At 73.8% G+C, this 23,693-nt stretch carries 24 protein-coding genes and 3 pseudogenes; 15 read left to right on the forward strand and 12 right to left on the reverse strand.

Going from position 1 to position 23,693, the window contains the following annotated elements; all coding sequences use genetic code 11:
• Positions 1-68 precede the first annotated feature (68 nt).
• The 5 genes and pseudogenes from AB0J12_RS00595 to AB0J12_RS00615 all read left to right on the forward strand — a co-directional run.
• Positions 69-428 (forward strand): annotated as a pseudogene (locus tag AB0J12_RS00595) (hypothetical protein); the annotation flags it as partial.
• Positions 428-793: pseudogene (narY, locus tag AB0J12_RS00600) on the forward strand (nitrate reductase subunit beta); the annotation flags it as partial. The pseudogenes AB0J12_RS00595 and narY, both read left to right, overlap by 1 nt.
• Positions 793-1,287 (forward strand): nitrate reductase molybdenum cofactor assembly chaperone, encoded by a 495-nt coding sequence (narJ, locus tag AB0J12_RS00605; protein ID WP_363261899.1) that lies wholly within the window; start codon positions 793-795, stop codon positions 1,285-1,287. The pseudogene narY and the gene narJ, both read left to right, overlap by 1 nt.
• Positions 1,288-1,368: 81 nt before the next feature.
• Positions 1,369-1,751: pseudogene (locus tag AB0J12_RS00610) on the forward strand (respiratory nitrate reductase subunit gamma); the annotation flags it as partial.
• A gap of 177 nt (positions 1,752-1,928) precedes the next feature.
• Complete coding sequence (locus tag AB0J12_RS00615; protein WP_363262266.1) at positions 1,929-2,462, forward strand: isochorismatase family protein; 534 nt, start codon at positions 1,929-1,931, stop codon at positions 2,460-2,462.
• A gap of 112 nt (positions 2,463-2,574) precedes the next feature.
• Here the strand turns inward: AB0J12_RS00615 and AB0J12_RS00620 are convergent, their stop codons facing one another.
• From AB0J12_RS00620 to AB0J12_RS00630, 3 genes are all read right to left on the reverse strand, one after another.
• On the reverse strand, positions 2,575-3,000 hold the full coding sequence (locus AB0J12_RS00620; protein WP_363261900.1) for an OsmC family protein: 426 nt from the start codon (positions 2,998-3,000) through the stop codon (positions 2,575-2,577).
• Between the two features lie 95 nt (positions 3,001-3,095).
• Complete coding sequence (locus AB0J12_RS00625; RefSeq protein ID WP_363261901.1) at positions 3,096-4,472, reverse strand: amino acid permease; 1,377 nt, start codon at positions 4,470-4,472, stop codon at positions 3,096-3,098.
• 125 nt (positions 4,473-4,597) lie between these two features.
• Positions 4,598-6,652 (reverse strand): alkaline phosphatase family protein, encoded by a 2,055-nt coding sequence (locus tag AB0J12_RS00630; RefSeq protein ID WP_363262267.1) that lies wholly within the window; start codon positions 6,650-6,652, stop codon positions 4,598-4,600.
• Between the two features lie 261 nt (positions 6,653-6,913).
• On the opposite strand from AB0J12_RS00630, the gene AB0J12_RS00635 reads away from it, so the two are divergent.
• The gene (locus tag AB0J12_RS00635) at positions 6,914-7,372 is read left to right on the forward strand and encodes a group II truncated hemoglobin (protein ID WP_363261902.1); all 459 of its coding nucleotides are present in this window, start codon (positions 6,914-6,916) and stop codon (positions 7,370-7,372) included.
• A 128-nt stretch (positions 7,373-7,500) separates the two neighbouring features.
• Here the strand turns inward: AB0J12_RS00635 and AB0J12_RS00640 are convergent, their stop codons facing one another.
• Complete coding sequence (locus tag AB0J12_RS00640; protein ID WP_363261903.1) at positions 7,501-7,932, reverse strand: hypothetical protein; 432 nt, start codon at positions 7,930-7,932, stop codon at positions 7,501-7,503.
• An 84-nt stretch (positions 7,933-8,016) separates the two neighbouring features.
• Here AB0J12_RS00640 and AB0J12_RS00645 point away from each other — a divergent pair, with 84 nt between their 5' ends.
• Together AB0J12_RS00645 and AB0J12_RS00650 are read left to right on the forward strand one after the other, a co-directional pair.
• Positions 8,017-8,790: an MBL fold metallo-hydrolase gene (locus AB0J12_RS00645; RefSeq protein ID WP_363261904.1), complete on the forward strand. Its 774-nt coding sequence runs from the start codon at positions 8,017-8,019 to the stop codon at positions 8,788-8,790.
• Entirely contained in the window at positions 8,787-9,401 is a 615-nt protein-coding gene (locus tag AB0J12_RS00650; protein WP_363261905.1) for a VTT domain-containing protein, read from the forward strand. The genes AB0J12_RS00645 and AB0J12_RS00650 overlap by 4 nt, the downstream gene beginning before the upstream one ends.
• 60 nt (positions 9,402-9,461) lie before the next feature.
• Here the strand turns inward: AB0J12_RS00650 and AB0J12_RS00655 are convergent, their stop codons facing one another.
• The 4 genes from AB0J12_RS00655 to AB0J12_RS00670 form a co-directional block, all read right to left on the reverse strand.
• On the reverse strand, positions 9,462-10,577 hold the full coding sequence (locus AB0J12_RS00655; RefSeq protein ID WP_363261906.1) for an MBL fold metallo-hydrolase: 1,116 nt from the start codon (positions 10,575-10,577) through the stop codon (positions 9,462-9,464).
• A complete protein-coding gene (locus AB0J12_RS00660) occupies positions 10,574-11,821 on the reverse strand; it encodes an aminotransferase class I/II-fold pyridoxal phosphate-dependent enzyme (protein WP_363261907.1) in 1,248 nt (415 codons plus the stop codon). The genes AB0J12_RS00655 and AB0J12_RS00660 overlap by 4 nt, the downstream gene beginning before the upstream one ends.
• Positions 11,822-11,960: 139 nt before the next feature.
• A complete protein-coding gene (locus AB0J12_RS00665; protein WP_363261908.1) occupies positions 11,961-12,749 on the reverse strand; it encodes a hypothetical protein in 789 nt (262 codons plus the stop codon).
• 230 nt (positions 12,750-12,979) lie between these two features.
• A complete protein-coding gene (locus tag AB0J12_RS00670; RefSeq protein ID WP_363261909.1) occupies positions 12,980-13,768 on the reverse strand; it encodes an RNA polymerase sigma factor SigF in 789 nt (262 codons plus the stop codon).
• A 243-nt stretch (positions 13,769-14,011) separates the two neighbouring features.
• On the opposite strand from AB0J12_RS00670, the gene AB0J12_RS00675 reads away from it, so the two are divergent.
• From AB0J12_RS00675 to AB0J12_RS00685, 3 genes are read left to right on the forward strand one after another with little or no spacing between them, the layout of a single operon-like run.
• Positions 14,012-15,805 (forward strand): thiamine pyrophosphate-requiring protein, encoded by a 1,794-nt coding sequence (locus AB0J12_RS00675; RefSeq protein ID WP_363261910.1) that lies wholly within the window; start codon positions 14,012-14,014, stop codon positions 15,803-15,805.
• A 20-nt stretch (positions 15,806-15,825) separates the two neighbouring features.
• Positions 15,826-16,221: a DUF2795 domain-containing protein gene (locus AB0J12_RS00680; RefSeq protein WP_363261911.1), complete on the forward strand. Its 396-nt coding sequence runs from the start codon at positions 15,826-15,828 to the stop codon at positions 16,219-16,221.
• A gap of 2 nt (positions 16,222-16,223) precedes the next feature.
• Positions 16,224-16,775 carry a type 1 glutamine amidotransferase domain-containing protein gene (locus tag AB0J12_RS00685; RefSeq protein WP_363261912.1) on the forward strand — a complete coding sequence of 184 codons (552 nt, stop codon included), beginning with the start codon at positions 16,224-16,226 and terminating at the stop codon, positions 16,773-16,775.
• A 32-nt stretch (positions 16,776-16,807) separates the two neighbouring features.
• On the opposite strand, the gene AB0J12_RS00690 is transcribed toward AB0J12_RS00685, so the two are convergent.
• Positions 16,808-17,089, reverse strand: coding sequence for a DUF6158 family protein (locus tag AB0J12_RS00690; protein ID WP_363261913.1), 282 nt, complete (start codon positions 17,087-17,089; stop codon positions 16,808-16,810).
• A 56-nt stretch (positions 17,090-17,145) separates the two neighbouring features.
• Here AB0J12_RS00690 and AB0J12_RS00695 point away from each other — a divergent pair, with 56 nt between their 5' ends.
• Complete coding sequence (locus tag AB0J12_RS00695) at positions 17,146-18,264, forward strand: Vms1/Ankzf1 family peptidyl-tRNA hydrolase (RefSeq protein ID WP_363261914.1); 1,119 nt, start codon at positions 17,146-17,148, stop codon at positions 18,262-18,264.
• A 35-nt stretch (positions 18,265-18,299) separates the two neighbouring features.
• Here AB0J12_RS00695 and AB0J12_RS00700 read toward each other — a convergent pair whose 3' ends face one another.
• Positions 18,300-19,919, reverse strand: coding sequence for an ATP-binding cassette domain-containing protein (locus AB0J12_RS00700; RefSeq protein ID WP_363261915.1), 1,620 nt, complete (start codon positions 19,917-19,919; stop codon positions 18,300-18,302).
• 80 nt (positions 19,920-19,999) lie between these two features.
• Positions 20,000-20,656 carry a histidine phosphatase family protein gene (locus tag AB0J12_RS00705; protein WP_363261916.1) on the reverse strand — a complete coding sequence of 219 codons (657 nt, stop codon included), beginning with the start codon at positions 20,654-20,656 and terminating at the stop codon, positions 20,000-20,002.
• Between the two features lie 66 nt (positions 20,657-20,722).
• On the opposite strand from AB0J12_RS00705, the gene AB0J12_RS00710 reads away from it, so the two are divergent.
• From AB0J12_RS00710 to AB0J12_RS00720, 3 genes are all read left to right on the forward strand, one after another.
• Positions 20,723-22,216: a phosphatase PAP2 family protein gene (locus tag AB0J12_RS00710; protein ID WP_363261918.1), complete on the forward strand. Its 1,494-nt coding sequence runs from the start codon at positions 20,723-20,725 to the stop codon at positions 22,214-22,216.
• A 113-nt stretch (positions 22,217-22,329) separates the two neighbouring features.
• Positions 22,330-23,151 (forward strand): class I SAM-dependent methyltransferase, encoded by an 822-nt coding sequence (locus tag AB0J12_RS00715; protein ID WP_363261919.1) that lies wholly within the window; start codon positions 22,330-22,332, stop codon positions 23,149-23,151.
• A 42-nt stretch (positions 23,152-23,193) separates the two neighbouring features.
• Positions 23,194-23,364 carry a hydrophobic protein gene (locus AB0J12_RS00720; RefSeq protein WP_363261920.1) on the forward strand — a complete coding sequence of 57 codons (171 nt, stop codon included), beginning with the start codon at positions 23,194-23,196 and terminating at the stop codon, positions 23,362-23,364.
• Between the two features lie 59 nt (positions 23,365-23,423).
• Here AB0J12_RS00720 and AB0J12_RS00725 read toward each other — a convergent pair whose 3' ends face one another.
• Entirely contained in the window at positions 23,424-23,687 is a 264-nt protein-coding gene (locus tag AB0J12_RS00725; RefSeq protein ID WP_363262268.1) for a gas vesicle protein K, read from the reverse strand.
• Positions 23,688-23,693 lie beyond the last annotated feature (6 nt).

Genomic DNA, 23,693 nt, shown 5'->3' on the forward strand with positions numbered 1-23,693 from the left:
TGCGCTGAACAGGTGCCTCCTGCCGCCCGCCCCTAGCGTCGAGCCTGACGGTGAGCGAGGGAGGGCCTGTGACCGACACGCGGATACCGCCCACCGAGCCGGGCGCGGCCCTGCTGCGCGCCGGCCGGTTCTTCCGGCCGGGCACGCCCGCCCCGGACCTGCACAGCGTCCGGCTCACCGGCGGCCGGCAGGCCGACGCCTTCTACCGGGACCGCTGGAGCCACGACAAGGTCGTCGACTCCCCGCACGGCGTGAACTTCACGGGCTCGTGCCGCTGGAAGGTGTACGTCAAGGACGGCATCATCACCTGGGAGACGCGAGCGACGGACTACCCGTCGGTGGGCCCCGACCGCCCCGAGTACGAGCCGCGGGGCTGCCCGCGCGGGGCGGCGTTCTCCTGGGACACCTACTCCCCCACCCGGGTGCGCGCTCCCACATGCGGGCGCTCAACCTCGGCGAGGAACCGGACGCGGCCGTCGCCGCCGCCGTCGGGATGCAACCGGACGAGATCGAGGCGATGTACCGGCTGCTGGCGATCGCCAAGTACGAGGAGCGGTACGTCATCCCGACGACCGCCGTCGGTGACGCGCGCCGGCTGGAGGAGTCCGCGCTGCCCGACGAGTGTTCCCTGGAGTTCCACGGCGGTCCCGGCATATGGGGCGACGGCCCGTTCGGCGGGGACTCCGGGCGCCGCACGCTCCCCCTGGTGTCCGTGGAGAACTTGCACCTGCTGCGCCGTAGGCAGACCGCGGACGACGAAGCCGAGGTGGCCGACCCGAAGGAGGCACCCTGATGCCCTCGGACGCCGTGCTGTACCAGGCGGCCGCGCTCTGCCTGACCTATCCCGACGACGACCTGTTCGCCCGGCTGCCGCTGCTGCGCGAGGCGGCTCCGCAGCTGCGCGCGTTCACCGACCACGCGGCCGTCACCGAACCGCGGGAGCTGGCCGCGCACTACGTGCAGGTCTTCGACCTGAAGAACCGGCACAGCCTGTACCTCAGCTGGTGGCACGAGGGCGACACCCGGCGCCGCGGGATGTCGCTGGTCCGCTTCAAGGAGCAGTACCGGGCGCACGGTCTGGAGTTCACCGACGAGGAGCTGCCGGACTTCCTGCCCGCGGTGCTGGAGTTCACCGCTCGCACCGGCGACACCGGCCTGCTGACCGAGTACCGCGACGCTCTGGAGCAGCTCCGGACCCGGCTGACCGCCTTCGGCACCCCCTACGCGGCCGTCCTGGACGCCGTGTGCGCCGCACTGCCGCCCTCCCGCACCGAGGTGCGCCGATGACCACCGTGCTCTGGGGCGCCCTGCCCTGCATCGCTCTTCCACTACGGCATCCTGTTCGTCCTCGCCGGACACCTGGCCGGCCTGTTCGTCCCGCTGTCGTGGACGAGCGCGCTCGGGGTGAGCGAGCACGCCTACTGTCGCTGTACGGAGGCACCGCGGCCGGAGTGCTGACGGTCACCGGGATCGCTCTGCTGGTGTACCGGCGGCGCACCAAGGCTCCGGTGTTCCGGGCGACCACGGTGAACGACAAGCTGATGCACCTGGTCCTGGTGGCCGCGATCGTGCTCGGCATGGTCGCCAAGCTCACCCACGCCTCCGGCGACGGCTACGACTGCCGCACCACGATCGGCCCCTGGGCGCGCAGCCTGTTCACCCTCCAGCCGAAGACGCAGCTGATGGAGGGCGTGCCGGTGCTGTACCAGGTACACGCGCTGATCGCGCTGGTGCCGTACACGCGGCTGGTGCACATGTTCAGCGCGCCGGTGCAGTACCTGTTCCGCCCCTACGTCGTCTACCGCAGCCGCGACCCGCGCCGGCTGGGGCCGCGCCCGGAGCGGCGGGCTGGGAGCGGACGGGCGGCTGAAGCACGTCCCCTTGGTAGTGTGCCGAGGACCGCCGATCGTCCGTCCCCGGGGGAACACATGGCCCGCGCCCGCTCGGCGCTCGTCCTGATCGATCTGCAACGGTGGATCGTCGACATGCCGTGGCAGCCGATCAGCGGTGACGCCGTGGCCGACGCGTGCGGAAGGCTGCGCGAGCACTTCGCGAACGCCGACTCCTCGACCGTCGTCCTCGTCCGGCACGTGCGGGCCGACGGCGCCGACGGCGGCACCGGTGCCGCGCCCAACCGGCTGGTCCCCGCCTGCGCACCGCGCGCCGGCGACCACGTGGTGACCAAGAACGGTCTCGACGCCTTCGAGGGCACCGAACTCGGCGACGTCCTGCGCCGCGAGGGGGTGACAGAGGCGGTGGTCGCCGGGCTGTCCACCGCGCACGGCGTCGCCGCGACGGCTGCGACAGCGGTGCGGCTGGGCCATGACGTGGTCGTCGTCTTAGACGCCACCGCGAGCGTGGACGAGGCGCAGCACCGCGAGGCGCTCGACCGGCTCACCGCGCTCGGCGCGCGCACCGCCACGTCCGCGGAGATCCTGGCCGCGAGGACTGCCGCGAACTGATCCGGCGGGCCTGCGGCCGGGCCGCTCGTCGAGCAGGGCGAAAACGCCGGCGCGGACCGTCCCCGGCACTCAGGGGACGGTCCGCGCCGGTGTACCGGGTGCGGGCGCGGACTCAGGCGAGCTTGGCGTCCAGCGTCATCGGTACGGCCTTCAGGGCCTGGCTGACCGGGCAGTTGGCCTTGGCGTCCTGCGCGGCGGCGACGAAAGCGTCGTTGTCGATACCGGGGACGGTGCCCTCGACCGTGAGGTGGATGCCGGTGATCCCCTCACCGGGCTGGAAGGTGACGTCGGCCGAGGTGACGAGCTTGGTGGGCGCGTTGCCGGCCCCGGCCAGAGCGTGCGACAGAGCCATGGAGAAGCAGCTGGAGTGGGCGGCGGCGATCAGCTCCTCCGGGCTGGTCTTGCCGTTCGCCTGCTCGGCGCGCGACGGCCACGACACCGGCTGCTGACCGATGCCGGAGGAGTCGAAGGTGACGACACCGTTGCCCTCGAGCAGGTTGCCTTCCCAGACGGTGTGTGCGGAACGCGTGGTGGCCACGTTTGCTTCCTTTCACGTGTGGTCCCGCCCAAGCGGGGTTCCCTAGGCCTCCATCCGATCACATTTCGGCACGCCGCACGCGCAGGTCCGGCCTCTCACGCCCCGCCGCGCTGCCGCCGCGCCGCGAGCCACGCGTACACGGGGACGCCCGCGAACAGGAACAGCACCCCCTGGTAGACGGCGGCGTAACCGGCACCCGCGACGAGCCACAGGGAGAAGCCGAAGGCGAGCGCGGCGAGGACCGCGTCGCGCACCAGGCGCACCCGGTCGACCTGCTCGCCCCGGGCGAGATGGTGGATCTGCGCGGCGGTGGCCAGCAGGTACGGGACGGTCGCGGTGAAGGTGGTGACCAGGACGAGGACCTCGAAGACCCGCGCCGAGCCGGCCGTGTAGTTGTAGATCGTCAGCAGGGAGGCGAGGACGACGGTGACGCCGACACCGACGGTCGGCACACCGCGCCGCTTGCGGGTGAACGCGGCCGGGAACAGCCCGTCGCGGGCCGCCGCGTAGGGCGTCTGGGCGCTCAGCAGAGTCCAGCCGTTGAGGCAGCCGGTCATCGACACCAGTGCGGCGAGCGCGACGGCCCAGCCGCCCCAGGAGCCGCCGAACATGGCGTTCACGGCGTCGGAGAACGGGGCGGTGGAGTGCACCAGCTTCTCGTGGGCGACCGTGCCGAACACGGCGAGGGTGCCGAGCAGGTAGACCAGGGCGGCGCCGGTGGTGCCGATCACGGTGGCGCGGCCGACGTTGCGGCGCGGGTCGCGGACCTCGCCGGCGCTGACCGCTGCGGACTCCACGCCCAGGTAGGAGAAGAGCAGGATCGCGGCGGAGGCGGAGATCGCGCCGAGCGTGCTGCCGCCGCCCTCCTGGAAGGGCCCGAGGTTGTGCGCGTCGAAGTGGAACAGGCCGCCGACCGCCACGAGCAGCAGCGGGGCGAACTTCAGCACGGTGGAGATCAGCTGGACGGCTCCGACGTACCTGCTGCCGGCGAAGTTGGACAGGGCGGGCAGCCACTGGATGACCAGTGCGGCCAGGCACGCGCTCCACTTGTGGTCGTTCACCGGGATCAGCACGTCGAGGTAGCCGACGGCGGCGACGGCGAGGGCCGCGTTGGAGACCCAGGTGGTGATCCAGTACGCCCACGCGGCGAGGAAGCCGGCGAAGTCGCCGAAGGCCTCGCGGGCGTAGACGTAGGGGCCGCCGGTGCGCGGGTCGCGCTCGGCGAGCCGGCCGAAGACCAGGGCCAGCGCGATCGCGCCGAGCGTCAGGACGCCGAAGGCGAGCAGGCTGACGGTGCCGAAGGGGGCCACGGAGGCCGGGAGGAGGAAGATGCCGCCGCCGATGATGTTGCCCATGACGAGGGCGGTGGCGACGGGGAGCCCGAAGCGCCGGGCGTGCTTCTCGGATGCCGAAGCGGACCGGGGTGCGGTCGCCTCGGGGGCCGGAGCCTGGACGGATCCGGTGTCGTGCATGGGGTGGTGCGCCTCTCGTCGTGCTGGTGCCCGGGATCGCCGGGCTCCCCGCTGAGCCGCGGGGCGGGTGCCCGGGGTCGCCGGACGACCGCCCATGGTCGGTCACGGGTTCGAGGCGCTCCAAATCACGCGCTTTTGTCCTGTACGGCCGGGTCGGGCGCCGTAAAAGGTGCGCTCTCGAGGGCCTCGTACCGGGAATCGTCCACCGGCACCTGCGGGCCGTCCGCCTCGCGCAGCCAGCGCCGCAGCACCCGGTGGACGTGCTCGGCGCCGACGAGATCCGCCCCGTCGGCCACGGGCGCGGACAGCACCAGGGGCGACAGCAGGAAGGGACGGTTCTGGGCGCCGCCGAGGCCGCCGTGGGAGCCGATCTGCTCCTCGAAGGCGAGCACCTCGCCGTCGGCGGGGTCGTGGAAGGAGTTGACCATGATGTCGGCGGCGTGGGGGAAGGAGTGGGTGCGGCGCACCGCGTCGGCGGCGCCGGGCCCGAAGGCGGCGAGCGGCCCGCGGCCGTCCGCCAGCTCGCCGACGGGTATCTCGGCCCCCCGCGCACCGAGCACCACCCCACCGTGCTCCTCACTGCGCACGAGCAGGAACCCGACACCGGGATGGTTGGCGAGGGTGGCCAGCAGCGCGGGGTGGCGGGCGTCGATCTCCTCGCGGGTCATACGGTGGGGGACGTCCGGGAAGGAGACCAGGCCGAGGTTGCCGGAGGCGAGCACGATGGGCTCGGAACGCCGCCCGGAGGGCCGGTGCTGCTCACCGCCCTCCTCCACGGGCCGGCGCAGCGCGGCGCGCACGGCGTTGCGGGCCTCGGCCCCGCTGCGTGTCCGCCGGGCGCGGCGCGGCACGGGCAGCCCGCACCCGGCCCGCACCAGGTCACCGAGGGTGAGCCCGTACCGGGAGCGGAAGGTCTCCCCCGGGCTCTGCCCGTGATCGGACAGGACGACGATCCGGTACGGCCGAGGGGCGTGCTCGGCGGCCTTCTCGATCAGTGCCAGCGACCGGTCGAGCCGCTGCAGCACCTTCTCGGCGTCCCGGCTCGCCGGGCCGGAGTGGTGGGCGACCTCGTCGTAGGCGACGAGGTCGGCGTAGACGGTGGTGCGGCCGGCGAGCAGGTCGCCCATGACGGCGGCGACGACGACGTCGCGTTCGACGACGGTGGCGAAGGCGCGCACGAAGGGGTAGAGGCCGCCGCGGCTCACCCGCGGCCGCTGCTTGCGCAGCCGGGCCCGTACGGACTGACCGATCTCCCGGCCGGCCTCGGCGACGAAGGAGAGGGCGGTGCGGACGGCGTTGGCGGGGTCGGAGAAGTAGGCGAAGTAGCCGGCGCGGGAGCGGTTGGCGCGGCCGATGCGGGCGGAGACGGACAGCACCAGGGCGTTCTCGTCGGCCCCGCCGCTGAAGAGGTTGCCGCGGCCGGCGCCGTCGGCGCTGAGCAGCCCCCCGTCGTGGGTGCGGGCGACGGCGCGGCGCTGGAGCTCGGCGGCGGAGGAGGGCCGGTTGCACACCATGACCTCCCCCGTGTCCTTCTCGTACCAGCGGAAGGCGGGCACGTCGTGGTTGGAGCCGTGCAGGATGCCGAGCTGGCTGGCGCCGGTCTGGCTGGACCAGTCGGTGCGCCAGGGGGTGAGCCGGTGGGTGGGCTCGCCGAGCCAGCGGGCGACGGTCGGCATCAGCTCCTTGGCCACGGCGCCCCGGAGCACGTCGTGGCCGACGCCGTCCAGCTGGAGGAAGACGGTGCCGGGCCCGGCCGGGCAGGGCGGCCCGTGCCGGCGCCGACGCGTGGCGAGCCGGAGCAGCCGGCGCCGGTAGGCGTCGTCGTCGCGCACCGCGAGGGCGGCGCCGGTCGCGGAGGCCACGGCGGACATCACGGCGGCGACGATGACGGCGGTCTCGGGAGCGGCGGCGCTGTCGCCGGAGGGGTTGATCCGCAGGGCGAGCCACAGCAGCGACCCGTTGAGGAAGAACACCAGCAGCCCGAGCAGCAGGGCCGGCACGAGCAGCAGCAGCCGCACGAGCAGCGGCCACACCAGAGCCGACAGCAGACCGAACGCCCCGGCACCGAGCGCGGCGGTCACGGCGATACGGGTCGCGCTGTCACCGTCGGCGGACTGCAACTGGAAGTCGGGCAGCAGCCCGGCGAGCGCGAGCATGGTCACGGTGGACGCGGCCCACACGACGACGCTGCGCCCCACCTGTCCGGCCACTCCGGCCCAACGCCCACCGCCCGACAAGCCCCACGCCTCCCTTCCCCGGCCCGCACCCGGCGCGGGCCCACCCCGTACACCCTGTCATACCGGTTTGTCCGGGTGGGGGTGTGGTGGGCGCCGGCAGGTGGACGCCTGCGGCAACCAACCCTGCCGAGAGCGAACATCCTTGGTCGCGGGCCGTGTTGTGTGAAAGCTGGGAGAACGCATCCCGCATCCCGGAGGCCTTCCATGAGCGCCGAGCACACGAACACCCTGTACGAGGCCGTGGGTGGCGCCGACGCGCTGCGCCGGCTCTCCGAGACGTTCTACGAGGGGGTTCTGGCCGACCCCCTCCTCGCACCCGTCTTCGCCGACTTCACCGCCACCCACGTGGAGCACGTGGCCGTGTGGCTGGTGGAGGTCTTCTCGGGACCGGCCCTGTTCACGGCGGAGCACGGCGGACACCAGGCCCTGCTCCGCGCCCATCTCGGGCTAGGCATCACCGAGGAGCAGCGGCTCCGCTGGATGGAGCTGATGACGGCGGCCGTGGAGAAGGAACTGCCGGACGACGCCCTGCTGCGCCGCAGGGTGATGGAGTACTTCGACTGGGGCACGCGGATCGCCAAGGACGTCTCGGCCTCGGCCCCGGACACGGACCTGGGGGCCCCGGGCCCCACCCCGCGCTGGGGCTGGGACGGCCTGGCCTGACCCCGCCACCGCCCCGGGGCCGTGGCGGAGCCCCGCGCCGGTGTCTCCCGCGCAACCGAGGCAGCCGAGGCAACCACCCGGGGGCCGGGGCGCAGCCCCGGGGACGGTGACGCCGGCCGGCCGAGCCGTCAGCGACCGTCGTACCCGGCTGTCGGCATCGACAGCCGCCGATGCACCCGCGCCTTCATCTGCGCGTCGTACGCGGGCTCGGCGCAGCCGACCGTCTCCACCCGCACCCCCCGCCGCGCGCACTCCGCGGTGAACTCCTCCACGGAGGACAGGGCGGACTCAAGCACCCGCCTGCTCGGGGCGACGAACACGTCCCGCCCGGCCCGCACCCCGTCCCACAGCACGCGGTGGTCGGCCCGCAGCCCCCGGACGAGCAGTTCACGCGCGACGACGTAGCCGCGCTCGGCGGCCCAGCGGGCGCACATCGCGAACTGGCTGCGGGAGTCCACCAGAAAGGGGTCGCTGTCCAGCTCCTCCAGCGGCGTCAGACCGGCGATCGCCGTGACGCGGACCTGGGCCGGCCGGCCGAAGGCCCCCCGCACCTCTCCCATGGCGTCCCCCTCACCTCCGGGTTTCGCCGCCGACCCTACTCCTGCCCGTAGGCTTCGGGGGAGTCGCGCGAAGGAGGCATTGAGGTGCCGGTGGAGATCACCTGGTGGGGTCACGCCACCTGCACGGTGGAGGACTCGGACACCCGTGTGCTCACCGATCCCCTGTTCACCCGCCGGCTGGCGCATCTGCGGCGCAGGCGCGGGGCGCTGCCGCCGCCGGACGCCTGGCGCGCGGACGTCGCACTGGTCTCCCACCTGCACGCCGACCACCTCCACGTGCCCTCCCTGGAGCGGCTCGCGCCGGGCACGCGCCTGCTGGTGCCCCGAGGTGCGCCGCGTGCCGTACCGGGACTACGGCGTCTGACGCATCTGCGTCTGCGCGAGATGGCTCCGGGCGACGAGACCCGGGCCGGCGATCTGGCGATCCGCGCGGTGCCGGCCGAGCACGACGGCCGCCGGCTGCCGTTCGGCCCGCACCGCTCCCCCGCCCTCGGATACGTCGTCGAGGGCGAGGCGCGCACCTACTTCGCCGGGGACACCGGGCTGTTCGAGTCGATGGCGAAGGAGGTCGGCCCGATCGAGGTGGCGCTGCTGCCGGTGGGCGGCTGGGGGCCGTACCTCGGGGAGGGCCATCTGGACGCGGGGCGGGCGGCGCAGGCGCTGGCCCGGCTGGCGCCTCGCTGCGCGATACCGGTGCACTACGGCACGTACTGGCCGATCGGGATGGACGCGGTGCGCCCGCACGAGTTCCACGCGCCCGGCGAGGAGTTCGTGCGGCTCGCGGCGCACTGGGCCCCGGACGTGGCCGTGCACCGGTTGGCGCACGGCGAGAGCGTGCGGCCGGCGGTCGCCCCGTGAGCGGGCTGGCCGCGGCGGTGACGGCGGTCCCGACGGAGTCCACGCAGCAGGCGCTCGGCTATCCCTCGCTGTTCCTGCTGGTGCTGATCGGGGCGCTGGTGCCGGTGGTGCCGACGGGCGCGCTGGTGAGTTCGGCGGCGGTGGTGGCCTTCCACCAGACGGCGCCGTTCTCGCTGGCGCTGGTCTTCGTCACGGCGTCGCTGGCCGCGTTCTGCGGGGACGCGGCGCTGTACTGGCTGGGCCGGCGCGGGATGCGCTCGCACAGCGGCTCGCGCTGGCTGGAGGCGATCCGCGCGCGGGCGCCGCAGGAGCGGCTGACGCAGGCCCAGGACAAGCTGGCGGAGCACGGGGTGGCGGTGCTGGTGCTGTCCCGGCTGGTGCCGGCGGGCCGTATCCCGGTGATGCTGGCGTGCCTGCTGGCGAAGTGGCCCCTGCGGAGGTTCGCGCGGGGCAACCTGCCGGCCTGTCTCGCGTGGGCGTTGACCTATCAGCTGATCGGCATCCTCGGCGGCTCGCTCTTCCCCGAGCCGTGGGAGGGCGTCGTGGCGGCGATCGGCCTGACCCTGCTCGCCGGTGCCCTGCCCAGTGTGTGGAGGCGCGTGCAGCGGTAGGCCCGCCGTCGTACGGCCGGCACGGGCCGGCCGGGGCCGGTCGCGTGGCTCCCCGCCCCTTCAGGGGCGCTCCAGCACCCGGGACGCCCCCACCGCCAGGTCCCACAGGTCGTCGCGGTCCAGCCCGGCCCTCTCCCACGCCTCCCGCACCCGCGTCAGCGGTTCCAGGACGGGTTCCGCGGAGAGGATGAACGTCCCCCAGTGCATCGGGGCCATTCTGCGCGCGCCGAGGTCCAAGGCGGCCTGCACGGCCTCCTCCGGGTCGCAGTGGACGTCGCTGAGCCACCAGCGCGGGTCGTAGGCGCCGATCGGGAGCAGGGCGAGGTCGATGCCAAGGTAGCGGCGGCCGATACGGCTGAACCAGTGGCCGTATCCGGTGTCACCGGCGAAGTACAGCCGCCGGCCGTCGGGCGCGGTGAGCACCCAGCCGCCCCACAGGCTGCGGCAGGTGTCGGTGAGGGTGCGCTTGGACCAGTGGTGGGCCGGGACGAAGTCGAAGCGGACCCCGGACAGTTCGGCGCCCTCCCACCAGTCCAGCTCGGTGATGCGGGTGAACCGGCGCCTCTCGAACCAGCGTCCCAGCCCGGCGGGCGCGAACACGGGGGTGTCGCGCGGCAGTCGGCGCAGCGTGGGGGCGTCGAGGTGGTCGTAGTGGTTGTGGCTGATGACGACGGCGTCGATGCGCGGCAGCTCCTCCCACGGCACGCCGACGGGCGTGATGCGGGCCGGGGTGCCGAGGATGCGGCGCGACCAGACCGGGTCGGTGAGCACGGTCAGTCCGCCGACCTGGACGATCCAGCTGGCGTGTCCCGCCCAGGTGACGGCGAGGGTGCGGGCGTCGACGCGGGGCAGCGGAGCGGGAGCGTAGGGCAGGCGGGGGATGTCGGCGAGGCCCTCCTTGCCGGGGCGCACCGCGCCCTCGCGGGCGAAGCGGGCGATCGCCTTGAGGCCGGGCAGCGGTGCGGTGAGCCGGTCGTGGAAGGTCCGCGGCCACACCCGCCGTTCTCCCAGCGGGCGGGGTTCGGCCAGGGGCGGGAACGGGGGCGCGAAGGAGGGCGGGGCGGCGGCCGGGGGTGCCGGGGCGTCGGGGGCCGGGGACGGGGTTGTGACGGGGGCCGGGGACGGCGTCGTGCTCGTGACCGCGCCGGTGGCGGGCGACTCGGACTGCTGCGTCATCGAGGAGGCTCCCATCGCTGGGCGTCGTCGCGGAGGTCGTCGAAGACGGACCGCACCGTGCTCAACGCGCGGTGCACGTGTGGCAGTTCCAACGGCGCGGGGGACGTGAGGCATTCCGCGCGCTCGGCGTCCGTGCCGCCCAGCAGCGGACCGGTGGTCAGCCGCACGCGCAGCGCGGCGAGGTCGTCTCCGAAGCGGTGGCCGCCCGGCGCGGGCATGCCGAGCCGGGCGGAGAGGTACTCCTCCAGATCCTGCGCGTCGCCCACCCCGTGCACGGCGAGCGCCGCGCGCAGCGGGCCCAGGTCGGCGTACAGGTGGCGACCCGCCTGCGGCGGCCTGGCGAGGGCGCCCGCGGCGACGACGGCGTGGTGCACGGCGGCGGCCACCCGCGCGTGCAGCGCGACGGTGGCCGCGACCCGGTCCGCGACCGGCTGGGGTTCGGTCAGCGCGTACGCGGCGGCGGCGGCGACGGGCGCGGCGATGCGGGCGTCGAGTGCGGTGAGGATGTCCCGTACGCGCGCGTGCAGTTCGCCGCCGCGGCCGTCCGCCGGGAACCGGGCGACCGCGGCGGGCCAGCCGGCCGGCAGCAGCGCACCGGCCAGGTCGGTGACGACGGTGACCCGACCGGGCAGCATCTCGGCGGGGCTGAGCAGCACGGTGTCGTGCCGGGCGTGCAGGGTGTCGCGCCAGGTCTCGTCGCTGACCAGGTGCAGCCCCTCTCCGGCGGCCGCCTCCACCGTCTCGTGCAGCAACTCCGGCGGGACGACGGTGCCGGTCGGATCGTCGGCGAGCGACAGCACCAGCAACCGCGGGTCGCCGCCCTCGGCGCGGACCCGGCGGACGGTCTCCAGCAGCGCGTAGGGGTCGGGCACACCACCGGACTCGGCGGGTGTGGGCACGTGGAAGAGGGGTCTGCCCAGCACGCGCGCGTACGGCGCCCACCAGGCCGCGCAGGGCCGGGGCACCAGGACGTCACCGCCGAGGGCCGCGGTGAGCGCCAGCAGCAACGCGGGCGCGCCGGACGCCGCGGCGACACGGCCGGGTTCGGTGGCAAGGCCCCGCCGCTCCCAGTAGCCGCAGGCCGCCTCGGTGACGGCGGGTGAGCCGCCCACGGGTTCGGCGTCGGCCCGGTCGGCGGCGGCGCAGATCCGGGCGGTCAGTTCGGGGAGCACCGGCAGTCCGGTGCCGGGCAGTGGGGGGCCGTAGCGGACGGGGCCGTGCCCTTCGGGGTCGGTCCGCCGCATGCGTGCCTCCGCGCAGTCGCTCGTGCCGTGGGGTGGGCCGGTGCCGCGTCACCGCCTCGCCGGTCCGCCTCCAAGTACCCACGTCGTGCGCCCCCCATGGCTCGGGGCGCGGGTTGCGCCGGTCACATCCCCCGCTCGCTCAGGGGCGGTCCCGCTCGCGCTGCCGCAGCCGGTGCGCGGCGGCCCCGGCCGCGCCCAGGATGAGCAGGCCGCCGGCCACCAGGGCGGGCGCCGAGGTGGTGAAGGTGCCGCCCTCGCCCGCGTGCACGCCGTGCTCGATCGCCGGGGGCCGCGCGGGCTGGGCGGTGGGCTGCTGCCGGCCGGGTTCCTGCGCGGGCGGTGCGGGCTTCTCACCCTCGTCCCCCTTGCCTTCCTTGTCTCCCTTGTCCCCGCAGGGGGTGAGGGAGGGCTCGGGGCAGGCCGGGGCGGCGGTGGCGCCGTGGGAGGCGTGGGCGAGGTCGACCGTGGTGCTCCAGGGCCGGCCCTTGCCGCCCGGCGGTGCCGGGCAGGTGCCGTCCACGGTCCAGCCGGCGCCGGGTCCGCCGCCGGCCAGGCCCTCGAGGTCCTCGGCGGGGACGATCTTCGCGGTGCCCTTGTAGGAGGGCCCGGACAGTTCGTCGTCCCCGCCGGGCACCTTCTGCAGCTTCACGGTGCCGTCCGCGAAGGCCGCCTCGGAGCTGGCGTCGATGCTCTCGGGCGCGGGCCCGCCCGTCGGGTCGCAGGTCACGGACACGGTGACGGTGCCGCCCGGCTCCACCGAGGCGGGGCTGATCTGCGCGGCCGGCGTGGCCGGGTCGCCCGGGCCCGCCTGCACGGCCGTGTCCAGCGGGTCGGCCGGGTCGGCCGGGTCATCCGCGGCCGCGGCCGGTGCGGCACCGGCCAGCACGACCAGCGCGGCGACGGACAGGGCACGGGCGGTGCGGCGCATGGGGAGAACTCCTTCGGCCGTACGACTGCGGGCACGGGGGTGTCGTGCCGTACAGCCATGACAGCCGCCGAAGGACGAGGCCGCGCGCGGCCGGACGCCGTTAGGGGGACGGCTGAGAGCCGACGGAGTGATTCAGCCGACGTCGAGGCCAGTGCGGGCAGGCGCGCGGGAAACTGCGCGACCAGCCACCGACCCCCCGCCCCCGGCATCGAAGAGAGACCCCCACGGCGCTACTCCGCATCCGCCAGGATCTCCGACCGCATCCGCCCACAGCACCGGCTGATCAGCCGGGACACATGCATCTGCGAGATCCCCAGCTCCTCCGCGATCCGGCTCTGCGTCATGTCCCCGAAGAACCGCATGTACAGGATCGCCCGCTCCCGCTCCGGCAGCGCCGCCAGCCGCGGCCGTACCGCCTCGCGGTCCACGACCGTGTCCAGCGCCCCGTCGGGTGAGCCGAGTGTGTCGGTCAGTGCGTAGCCGCCCTCGGTGCCCGTCATCTCGGCGTCCAGGGACAGCGCGGTGAAGCTCTCCAGCGCCTCCAGACCGGCCTTGACGTCCTCCTCGCTCAGCTGCGCGCGTTCGGCGATCTGCTCGACGGTGGGCCGCTCGCCGGAGACGGTCTGGGACAGCTCCTGGACGGCGGCGCGGACCCGGTTGCGCAGGTCCTGGACGCGGCGCGGCACGTGCAGGGTCCACATGTGGTCGCGGAAGTGCCGCTTGATCTCGCCGGTGATGGTGGGCACGGCGTAGCTCTCGAAGGCGTTGCCGAGCTCGGGGTCGTAGCGGTCGACGGCCTTGACCAGGCCGAGGGCGGCGACCTGGCGCAGGTCGTCGTAGGACTCGCCGCGGTTGCGGAAGCGTCCGGCGAGGCGTTCGGCCATCGGCAGCCAGACCTCGGTGATCTCGGCGCGCAGGGCGTCGCGTTCGGGCCCCGGCTCGAGCGCGGCGAGCCTGCGGAAGGCGTCGGCGGTGTCGGGGGCGTCGTCGTGCGGGTGTGTGCCGGTTCGGGTTCGCATGGTGCGTCGCTCTCCCCTGGGTGCTCTGGGTGGACGGTCACCGAGGGAATGGCGCAGGCCCGGACGGGGTACGCCGGGGCCACGTGCAGCCGTTCCCACGGACGTGCCTCCGTTCCGAAGCACTGATCCTGCGCCTGCCCTGGAGGTCGGCCGGCAAACCCGGGCTCAGGTTTTCCGGGATGCCTGCGGGTGACTCGTTCCGTGCTGACGCCCCCCGATGCCGATGCGACCTGGAGGTCCTTCATGAGCAGCAAGGTGTCCGACTACGTCCTCGAGCGGCTGCGCGACTGGGGCGTGGACTGTGTGTTCGGCTATCCGGGTGACGGCATCAACGGACTGCTCGCCGCCTGGGGACGCGCCGAGGACAAGCCCCGCTTCATCCAGTCCCGGCACGAGGAGATGTCCGCGTTCGAGGCGGTCGGATACGCCAAGTTCAGCGGCCGGCTGGGGGTGTGCGCGGCCACTTCGGGACCCGGCGCGATCCACCTGCTGAACGGGCTGTACGACGCGAAGCTGGACCATGTGCCCGTCGTGGCGATCGTCGGCCAGACGCACCGCACCGCGATGGGCGGCTCCTACCAGCAGGAAGTCGACCTGCACACGCTCTACAAGGACGTCGCCTCCGACTTCGTGGAGACGGTGACGGTGCCCGAGCAGCTGCCGAACGTGCTGGACCGGGCCATCCGCACCGCGTACGCGCGGCGCGCCCCGACGGCCGTGATCATCCCGGGGGACGTGCAGGAACTGGACTACTCGCCGCCGGGCCACGCGTTCAAGATGGTGCCCTCCAGCCTGGACCGCAGTTCGTGGACGGCGATCCCCTCGGAGGAGTCGCTGCGCCGGGCGGCGGAGGTGCTGAACGCCGGTGACAAGGTGGCGATCCTGGTCGGGCAGGGCGCGGCGCACGCGCGCGAGGAGGTGCAGCACATCGCGGAGCTGCTCGGCGCGGGCGTGGCGAAGGCGCTGCTCGGCAAGGACGTCCTCAGTGACGAGCTGCCGTATGTCACCGGCTCGATCGGGCTGCTGGGCACCCGCCCGAGCTATGAGCTGATGCGGGACTGCGACACGCTGCTGACGATCGGCTCGTCGTTCCCGTACTCGCAGTTCCTGCCGGAGTTCGGCAAGGCCCGGGCGGTGCAGATCGACATCGATCCGCACATGGTGGGCATGCGTTACCCGTACGAGGTGAACCTGGTCGGTGACGCGAAGGCGACGCTGGACCGGCTGATCCCGATGATCGACTCGGGCCGCGGGCGGGAGTGGTTCGACACGGTGTGCGACAACGTGCAGCGCTGGCAGCAGGTGATGGAGCGGCGCGCGAACCTCTCCGCCGACCCGATCAATCCGGAGTACGTCGCCGCCGCGCTGGACCCGCTGCTGCCGGACGACGCGATCGTCACCTCCGACTCGGGATCGACCGCGAACTGGTACGCCCGGCACATCACGATGCGCGGCACCATGCGCGGTTCGCTGTCCGGCACGCTGGCGACGATGGGCCCCGGGGTGCCGTACGCGATCGGCGCGAAGTTCGCCCACCCGGACCGGCCGGTGGTCGCCCTGGTCGGTGACGGCGCGATGCAGATGAACGGCCTCGCGGAGATGATCACTGCGGCGAAGTACGCCGACCGCTGGCAGGACCGGCGGCTGGTGGTGGCCGTGTGGAACAACCAGGACCTCAACCAGGTGACGTGGGAGATGCGGGCCATGGAGGGTGCGCCGTCCTTCGTTCAGTCGCAGGCGATCCCGGACGTGCAGTACGCGGCGTTCGCCCGCTCGCTGGGCCTGACCGGCGTGCGGGTGGAGAAGCCGGAGGACGTGGAGGCGGGCTGGCGGGCCGGTCTGGAAGCCGACGGGCCGGCGGTGATCGAGTTCCTCACCGACCCCGCGGTGCCGCCGGTCCCGCCGCACGCCACCTGGGAGCAGATGGAGGCCACGATCGCGTCGATCCTCAAGGGCGACGCCGACCGGGGCTCGATGGTCAAGCAGGGCTTCAAGGCGAAGGTGCAGGAGTTCCTGCCGGGCCGGGACAAGAAGTAAGCCTCCGAAAGGAACGTGACATGCAGCGAGGCAGTGACCGGATGAGCGTGCACCGCGACAACGAGAGGAAGCACGAACTGCAGGGTCTGCTCCGGTCCGGCCACCCGACCCGGACCGAGGAGTGGCACGACCCGGAGCCGGCCGCCGACGACGACCCGCAGGTCTGGGGCGGCCCGGTGGCGCCCGGTGGCCTCGGCTCCTCCCTGGAGACCGTTCGCCTGGAGCTGGCGCGGATCCTGGGCCGCGGCTCGTTCCCGGCAGGCCCGCACGAACTGATCGGCGTGCTGCGCCGCAACAACGCGCCGGACCCGCTCGTGGACGCGCTGGAGCGCCTGCCCCGCAAGGCGCACTACGGCAACGTCCAGGAGCTGGCCGAGGCGGTCACCGGCACGCAGTCCACACGTACGAAGGGATGATCATGCGTATCGCTTTCCTGGCAGCCCCCGAGGGCGTCGAGCAGGTCGAGCTGACCGACCCGTGGCAGGCGGCGAAGGACGCCGGGCACGAGCCGGTGCTGGTGTCGACCGAGTCCGGCGAGATCCAGGCGTTCAACCACCTGGACAAGGCCGACACCTTCCCCGTCGACGAGGTCGTCCAGGACGCCTCGGCCGACTCCTTCGGCGGGCTGGTGCTGCCCGGTGGTGTCGCCAACCCGGACTTCCTGCGGATGGAGGACAAGGCGGTGGCGTTCGTCAAGGACTTCTTCACGCAGGGCCGCCCGGTCGCCGCGATCTGCCACGCCCCGTGGACGCTGGTCGAGGCCGACGTCGTACGCGGGCGGGTGCTGACGTCGTGGCCGAGCCTTGAGACGGACATCCGCAATGCGGGCGGCACCTGGGTCGACGAGCAGGTCAAGGTCTGCGACCACGGACCCAACAAGCTGGTCACCAGCCGCAAGCCGGACGATCTGAAGGCCTTCTGCCAGACGTATCTGGAGGTGTTCGCGCAGGAGTCCCGGCAGGCCGCCTGAGCGGCCCGCGCGGGACTGGGACGGTCAGCAGGTCAGGAGCGGGGAGTCGCCGACTCCCCGCTTCCGCGTTCCCGGGCGCCTTCCCGGGTACGGCCGGCCGCGACAGGACGGCTCGGATTGCGGCGCAGGTACTCGCCCTCGAGTTGCGCCATGCGTTCGTTGTGGGCGCGCAGCGCGTCGTTCGAGCCGTACAGCAGGGTGTCGTGACGCGTGCGGTGGATGTTCTCCAGCTCCCTCATCAGCTGCTGGTCGTCCAGTCGCCCTGGGTCGACTCCGCTCATGGTGGCCCCGTCCGGTCGGTCGTGTTCGTTCATGCGGTCCGGGTACCCGCCCGTGAGCACTACCCCCGAGCTCATCACGGGAGGGAGCCATGGATCTCGCCTTTCTGCATCCACTCTATGAACACTCCGGCCCCTGGGCCTCCGTGTACGTCGACCTCTCACGCCATGCGGAGGACACGGCCCACGAACGGGAACTGACGGCGCAGGCGGTGGCGCGGGAGCTGGCCGGGCAAGGGGCGGACGAGGCGACCTGCCGTGCGGTGCGCGATGCCGTGGACGAGTTGCGCCATGCCAGTGATCCGCACGGACGCGCGCTGTTCGCGAGGGACGGTGAGGTGGTGCTGGACCCGCCACTGGCCCGGGCGCCGGTGCGGGGCAGCTCCGCGCAGTGGGCTCCGCTGCCGCGGGTGTCGCCGCTGCTGGAGCTCGCCGGGGAGGACCCGGTGTGCGTGGTGGCGTACATCGACCGCAAGGGCGCGGACTTCGAGCTGCGCTCGGGCCTGGGCAGCCAGGAGGCCGGCACGGTCAGCGGGCGGCAGTGGCCGGTGCACCGGACCGGCTCGGCCGACTGGTCGGAGCGCCACTTCCAGCTGCGGGTGGAGAACACCTGGGAGCACAACGCGGCGGAGATCGCCGACGCGCTCGCGGTGTGCCAGGAAGAGACCGGCGCCGACCTGCTGATCCTGGTGGGTGACGCGCGCGAGCGGCGGACCGTGCACGAGCGGCTGCCGCAGCGGCTGCGCGGGTGCGCGGTCGAGGCCGACCACGGCAGCGGCAGCCGGCTGCTCGCCGAGGAGGTGGAGCGGGCGCGCGCCGAGCATGTGCGGCGGCGGGCGCAGGAGGACCTGGATCGTTTCCTGGCCGCCCGCACCCCGGGCGGCGAGGGCCGCGCGGCCGCCGTGGAGGGTGTGCCCGCGCTGGTGGAGGCGGCCCGCGAGCACCGTATCGACGAGCTGCTGATCCGGCCGGACGGCCCGGACACGCACCGTGAGGTGTGGATCGGTGAGGACCCCGACCAGCTGGCGGTGCGCCGCACGGAGCTGAAGACGCTCGGTGAGCAGCACTCGTGGTCGACGCGGGCCGACGACGCCCTGCTGCGCTCGGTGGTCATGACGGGTGCCCCGGCCATCTCGGTCACCCCGGCCCTGCCGGAGCGCGGCGACGACACCCCGGCGGGTGGCCTCGGAGCCCTGCTGCGCTGGAGCTGAGGCCACTGACGGGTGGGGCGGGATCCGGACAGACCCTAGCGGGCCCGCTCCACCCGTCGTTCGTCCCACACCGGGTCCGCCGTCTCGCGGACGTGACCGTCCGTGCCGAAGACCAGGTAGCGGTCGAAGGAGCGGGCGAACCAGCGGTCGTGGGTGACGGCGAGGACCGTGCCCTCGAACGCCTCCAGGCCCTCCTGGAGGGCTTCCGCGGAATCCAGGTCGAGGTTGTCGGTGGGCTCGTCCAGGAGCAGGGCGGTGGCGCCGGCGAGTTCCAGCAGCAGGATCTGGAAGCGGGCCTGCTGGCCGCCGGAGAGGCGGTCGAAGGTCTGCTCGGCCTGCTGGGTCAGCTCGTAGCGGCGCAGCCGGGACATCGCCGCGCCCCGGTCCTGGGAGTGTTCCGTCCACAGGATGTCCAGGAGCGTGCGGCCCACCAGCTCCGGGTGGGCGTGGGTCTGCGCGAAGTGCCCGGGCACGACCCGCGCGCCCAGCTTCCACCGGCCCGTGTGCGCCACGCCCTCACCAGCGAGCAGGCGCAGGAAGTGCGACTTGCCGGAGCCGTTGGAGCCGAGGACGGCGACCCGCTCGCCGTAGAAGACCTCCAGGTCGAACGGTTTCATCAGGCCGGTGAGTTCGAGGCCCTCGCAGGTGAGAGCGCGTACGCCGGTGCGGCCGCCCTTGAGGCGCATGGTGATGTCCTGCTCGCGCGGCGGCTCGGGCGGCGGTCCGGCCTCCTCGAACTTGCGCAGCCGGGTCTGCGCCGCCGCGTAGCGGGAGGCCATCTCATGGCTGACGCTGGCGGCCTGGCGCAGGTTCAGCACCAGCTTCTTCAGCTGGGCGTGCTTCTCGTCCCAGCGGCGGCGCAGCTCCTCGAAGCGGGCGAAGCGTTCCCGGCGGGCCTCGTGATAAGTGGCGAAGCCGCCGCCGTGCACCCAGGCGTCGGCCCCCGCCGGCCCGGGCTCCACCGAGACGATCTTCTCGGCGGCGCGGGAGAGGAGCTCACGGTCGTGGGAAACGAACAGGACGGTCTTGCGGGTCTCCCGCAGCCGTTCCTCCAGCCAGCGCTTGCCGGGCACGTCGAGGTAGTTGTCCGGCTCGTCGAGCAGCAGCACCTCGTCGGTGCCGCGCAGCAGCGCCTCCAGCACCAGCCGCTTCTGCTCACCGCCGGACAGCGTGCGCACCTGCCGCCACTGTGTCTTCTCGTACGGCACGCCGAGCGCGGCCATGGTGCACATGTCCCACAGCGTCTCGGCCTCGTAGCCCCGCACCTCCGCCCAGTCGGCGAGGGCCTGCGCGTACTGCAGCTGGGCGGCCTCGTCGTCCACGGTGAGCAGGGCGTGCTCGGCGGAGTCGACGGCGGCCGCGGCCTCGCGGATACGGGGCGGCGCCACGGAGACCAGCAGGTCGCGTACGGTCGTGTCGTCCCGTACGGACCCGACGAACTGGCGCATCACGCCGAGCCCGCCGCTGACGGTGACGGAACCGCCGTGCGGTTTCAGCTCACCGGAGATCAGCCTGAGCAGCGTGGTCTTGCCGGCCCCGTTGGGGCCCACGAGCGCGACGGCGGCGCCTTCGCCGACCCGGAAGGACACGTCACCGAGCAGTGCCCTCCCGTCGGGGAGGTAGTACTCCAGGTGCGCGGCTTCCAGATGTCCCATGGGCAGGCATTCTCCGGTGCGGCATGCGGCGACGGCAAACTCTTAAGGCGGGGTCCGTGGTGCGGCCACGGAGGATCGTGTCATTCGGCGGCCGGGACGGCCTCCCCCGTCGGGCCCGCCTCGCCCGACGGCGCCACCGTCTCGTCCGCCCAGGTGAGTGCCGTCCAGCCGGTGGACGGGCTGCCCTCCAAGGCCACCGCGCCGGTGTTGCGCAGGGGATGGGCGGCGGCGAAAGGGATGTCGACGTTGGCCGCGCGGGCCGCGGTCCACAGACGGATCACGGCGCCGTGGCTGACCAGGGCGGCCGTCCCGGCGCCGGTCGCCGCGGCCTCGGCGACCACCGTGTCGAAGCGCTCCAGCACCTCCTCGCCGCTCTCACCGCCGGGCAGGCGCAGCGCGGTGTCCCCGGCCGCCCAGGCGAACACGGTCTTCATGTACAGCTCACCCTGGGGACTGTCACCGGGCAGCATCTCCAGGTCGCCGGCCGTGACCTCGCGGATGCCGTCACGCACGCGCACGTCGAGGCCGCGGGCGGCGGCCAGCGGGGCGGCGGTGAGCCGGGCGCGGACCAGGGGGGAGGCGTAGAGCGCCGTGATGTCCTCGCCCGCCAGCGCGTCGGGCAACGCGGCGGCCTGCTGTTCACCGAGGGCCGTCAGCGCGGGCCCCGGCGCCGCCGTGTCCAGCAGATGGCGCACGTTGGACGGGGTCTCGGCGTGGCGGACGAGCAGCAGACGCATACGGCGGTCTCCGTGCGGTGTGGCCCCCCGGTCGGCAAACGGCCACTTCAGGGTAATCGCCAGGGTATGAGTCCCGATGTCGACCTCACCGCGCCCCGGTCCAAGGGGCACCCCCTGCGGCAGAAGCTGCTCGCCCTGGACTGCCGTCTCTTCGAGTTCGCCGCCGAGCGGCACTGGCCGGCCGCCGAGCCGGTGCTGCCCCGGCTGAGCCGCAGCGCCAACCACGGACTGCTCTGGTTCGCGACGGCGGCCGCCATCGCGGCGAGCCGCACCCCCCGCGGCCGCCGGGCCGCCGCCCGCGGCGTGGCCTCGCTGGCGCTGGCCTCGCTGACCGTCAACACGCTCGGCAAGCGCTCGGTGCGCCGCGACCGCCCGGTGCTGGACCCGGTTCCGCTGGTGCGGCAGCTGAAGCGGCAGCCGATCACCACGTCGTTCCCGTCGGGCCACGCGGCGTCGGCGGCGGCGTTCGCGACCGGGGTGGCGCTGGAGTCCCCGGCCTGGGGCGCGGTCGTGGCGCCGGTGGCGTTCTCGGTGGCGATGTCCCGCGTCTACACCGGCGTCCACTTCCCGAGCGACGTGCTGGCGGGCGCGGCCCTCGGCGCGGGCGCCGCCTTCGCCGTACGGGGTCTGGCGCCCACCCGGGGGCAGCCGGCGCCGCCGGCCCGGCCGCGGGCGGACGCACCGGTGCTGCCGGACGGGCGGGGCCTGGTGCTGGTGGCGAACACCGCCGCGGGCACCGCCGACCGGGTGCGGGCGCTGCGGGACGCGCTGCCGGGCGCCGAGGTCGTGGAGTGCGCGCCGCAGGACGTGCCGGCGGAGCTGGAGAAGGCGGCGGCGCGGGCGGTCGCGCTCGGCGTGTGCGGCGGCGACGGCACGGTGAACACGGCCGCCGAGGTCGCCCTGCGCTACGGCCTGCCGCTCGCGGTGCTGCCCGGCGGCACACTGAACCACTTCGCCCTCGACCTGGGCCTGGAGGACGTCCGCGATCTGGCCGGGGCGCTGACGCGGGGCGAGGCGGTGCGCGTGGACGTGGGCCGGTTCACCTCAGGCGAGCAGCGCGGCATCTTCGTCAACACCCTCAGCCTCGGTGTGTATCCGGAGCTGGTGCGCGAGCGGGACCGCTGGGCGCGCCGCGTCGGCGGCTGGCCGGCCGGGGTGCTGGCGGCGCTGCGCGTGCTGCGCGCCGACCGGCATCCGCTGGAGGCGGAAGTGGGCGGCCGGCCGCACCCGCTGTGGCTGCTGTTCGTCGGCAACGGCACCTACCACCGCATGGGCCTCGCCCCGGGCCGCCGCCTGGACCTGGCGGACGGGCAGCTGGACGTGCGGGTCGTGCACGGCGGGCGCCACCCGGCCCTGAGGCTGCTGGCCGCCGCCGTCGCCGGCCCGCTGACCCGCTCCCCGGCACACGCCGCAGTGCAGGTGCCCCGGCTGCGGCTGGCCGGTGTGGCCCCGGGCACGCTGCTCGCGTACGACGGTGAAGTGGCCGAGGTGCACGGCGAGGTGGCGGTGGAGAAGCTGCCGCAGGCGCTGACCGTCTACCGGCCCGTGACCACGCGCTGACGCGCCGTCAGACCACATTGCGATACGCGCATCTCATCATGCGGCCGACGCGCGTACCGTGGCGAGCACCGGCCGGGGCATCCGGCCGGGGTTCGACGAGGAGGGGCACAGCCATGTCGGAAGCGCAGGAGACGGCCGTCTACACGCACGGGCACCACGCGTCGGTGCTGCGATCGCACACCTGGCGCACCGCCGCCAACTCGGCGGCCTACCTGCTCGGCGTACTGAAGCCCCACATGAGGATCCTGGACATCGGCTGCGGTCCCGGCACGATCACCGCCGACCTGGCCGCGCTGGTCCCCGACGGACACGTCACCGGCGTCGACCGGGCAGCGGGCGTCCTGGAGCAGGCGCGGACCGAGGCCGACCGGCGGGGCCTGACGAACGTCGACTTCGCCACCGCCGACGTCCACGCCCTGGACTACCCGGACGACACCTTCTGCGTGGTCCACGCCCACCAGGTGCTGCAGCACGTCAGCGACCCGGTCCAGGCGCTGCGGGAGATGACACGGGTCACCAAGCCCGGCGGCTTCATCGCGGTCCGCGACGCGGACTACGCGGCGATGACCTGGTATCCGCAGCTGCCCGCGCTGGACGACTGGCTGGCCCTGTACCACCGGGTCGCCCGCGCGGGCGGCGGCGAACCGGACGCGGGGCGCCGGCTGGCGGCGTGGGCGCGCGCGGCGGGCCTGACCGACGTCACCGCGTCGTCCGCCACCTGGACGTTCGCCACGCCCGAGGAACGGCAGTGGTGGAGCGGTCTGTGGGCGGAGCGCACGACGGCCTCCCAGTTCGCCGGGCTGGCCGTCGCCGGAGGGCACGCCACCGAGGCGGAGCTGGCCGCCGTGGCGGCCGGCTGGCGGGAATGGGGAAAGCGCGAGGACGGCTGGTTCGCGGTCCTGCACGGCGAAATTCTGTGCCGGAAGGACGTCTGAATCCCCTTTTTCGGGAAACCCGGAAAACAGGAGGTTCAGACTATGGTTCCCATCCTGCTGGTACTGCTTCTGGCGATCGTCCTTTTCGGTCTCGGATTCGCAGTGAAGGTTCTCTGGTGGATCGCGCTGGCGGTTCTGGTTGTGTGGCTGCTGGGGTTCCTGCTGCGGAGCACGGGCGCGGCGGGCGGCAGGGGCCGCTGGTACAGGTGGTGAGGTGACCGGGAGCCCGACTCCCGGCCGTGACCGGCCTCCCCGGGGCTTCCCCGGGGAGGTCAGTCGCGAGGAAGCAACGGTCCCAGCGGCCCGAGGTCCAGGTTGAGGTCCTCGGGCCGCAGTCCGTAGCGGTCGCGCAGTTCCGCCATGCGGTCCTCCAGCAGCATCAGGGTCAGCCCGATGCGCTCCTCCTGCTCCTCGCTCAGGTCGCCCTCGTCGAAGCGGCGCACGGCCTGGCGCTCCATGAGCTGGCGCAGCAGCTCCACGACGGTCAGGACGAGCTTGACCAGGTCCCGTTCCACCGTGTCGGGATCGAGGTCCATGCGACG

This window comes from Streptomyces sp. NPDC049915 (genome assembly GCF_040656475.1).
In the GTDB taxonomy this organism is placed as follows: Bacteria; Actinomycetota; Actinomycetes; order Streptomycetales; family Streptomycetaceae; genus Streptomyces.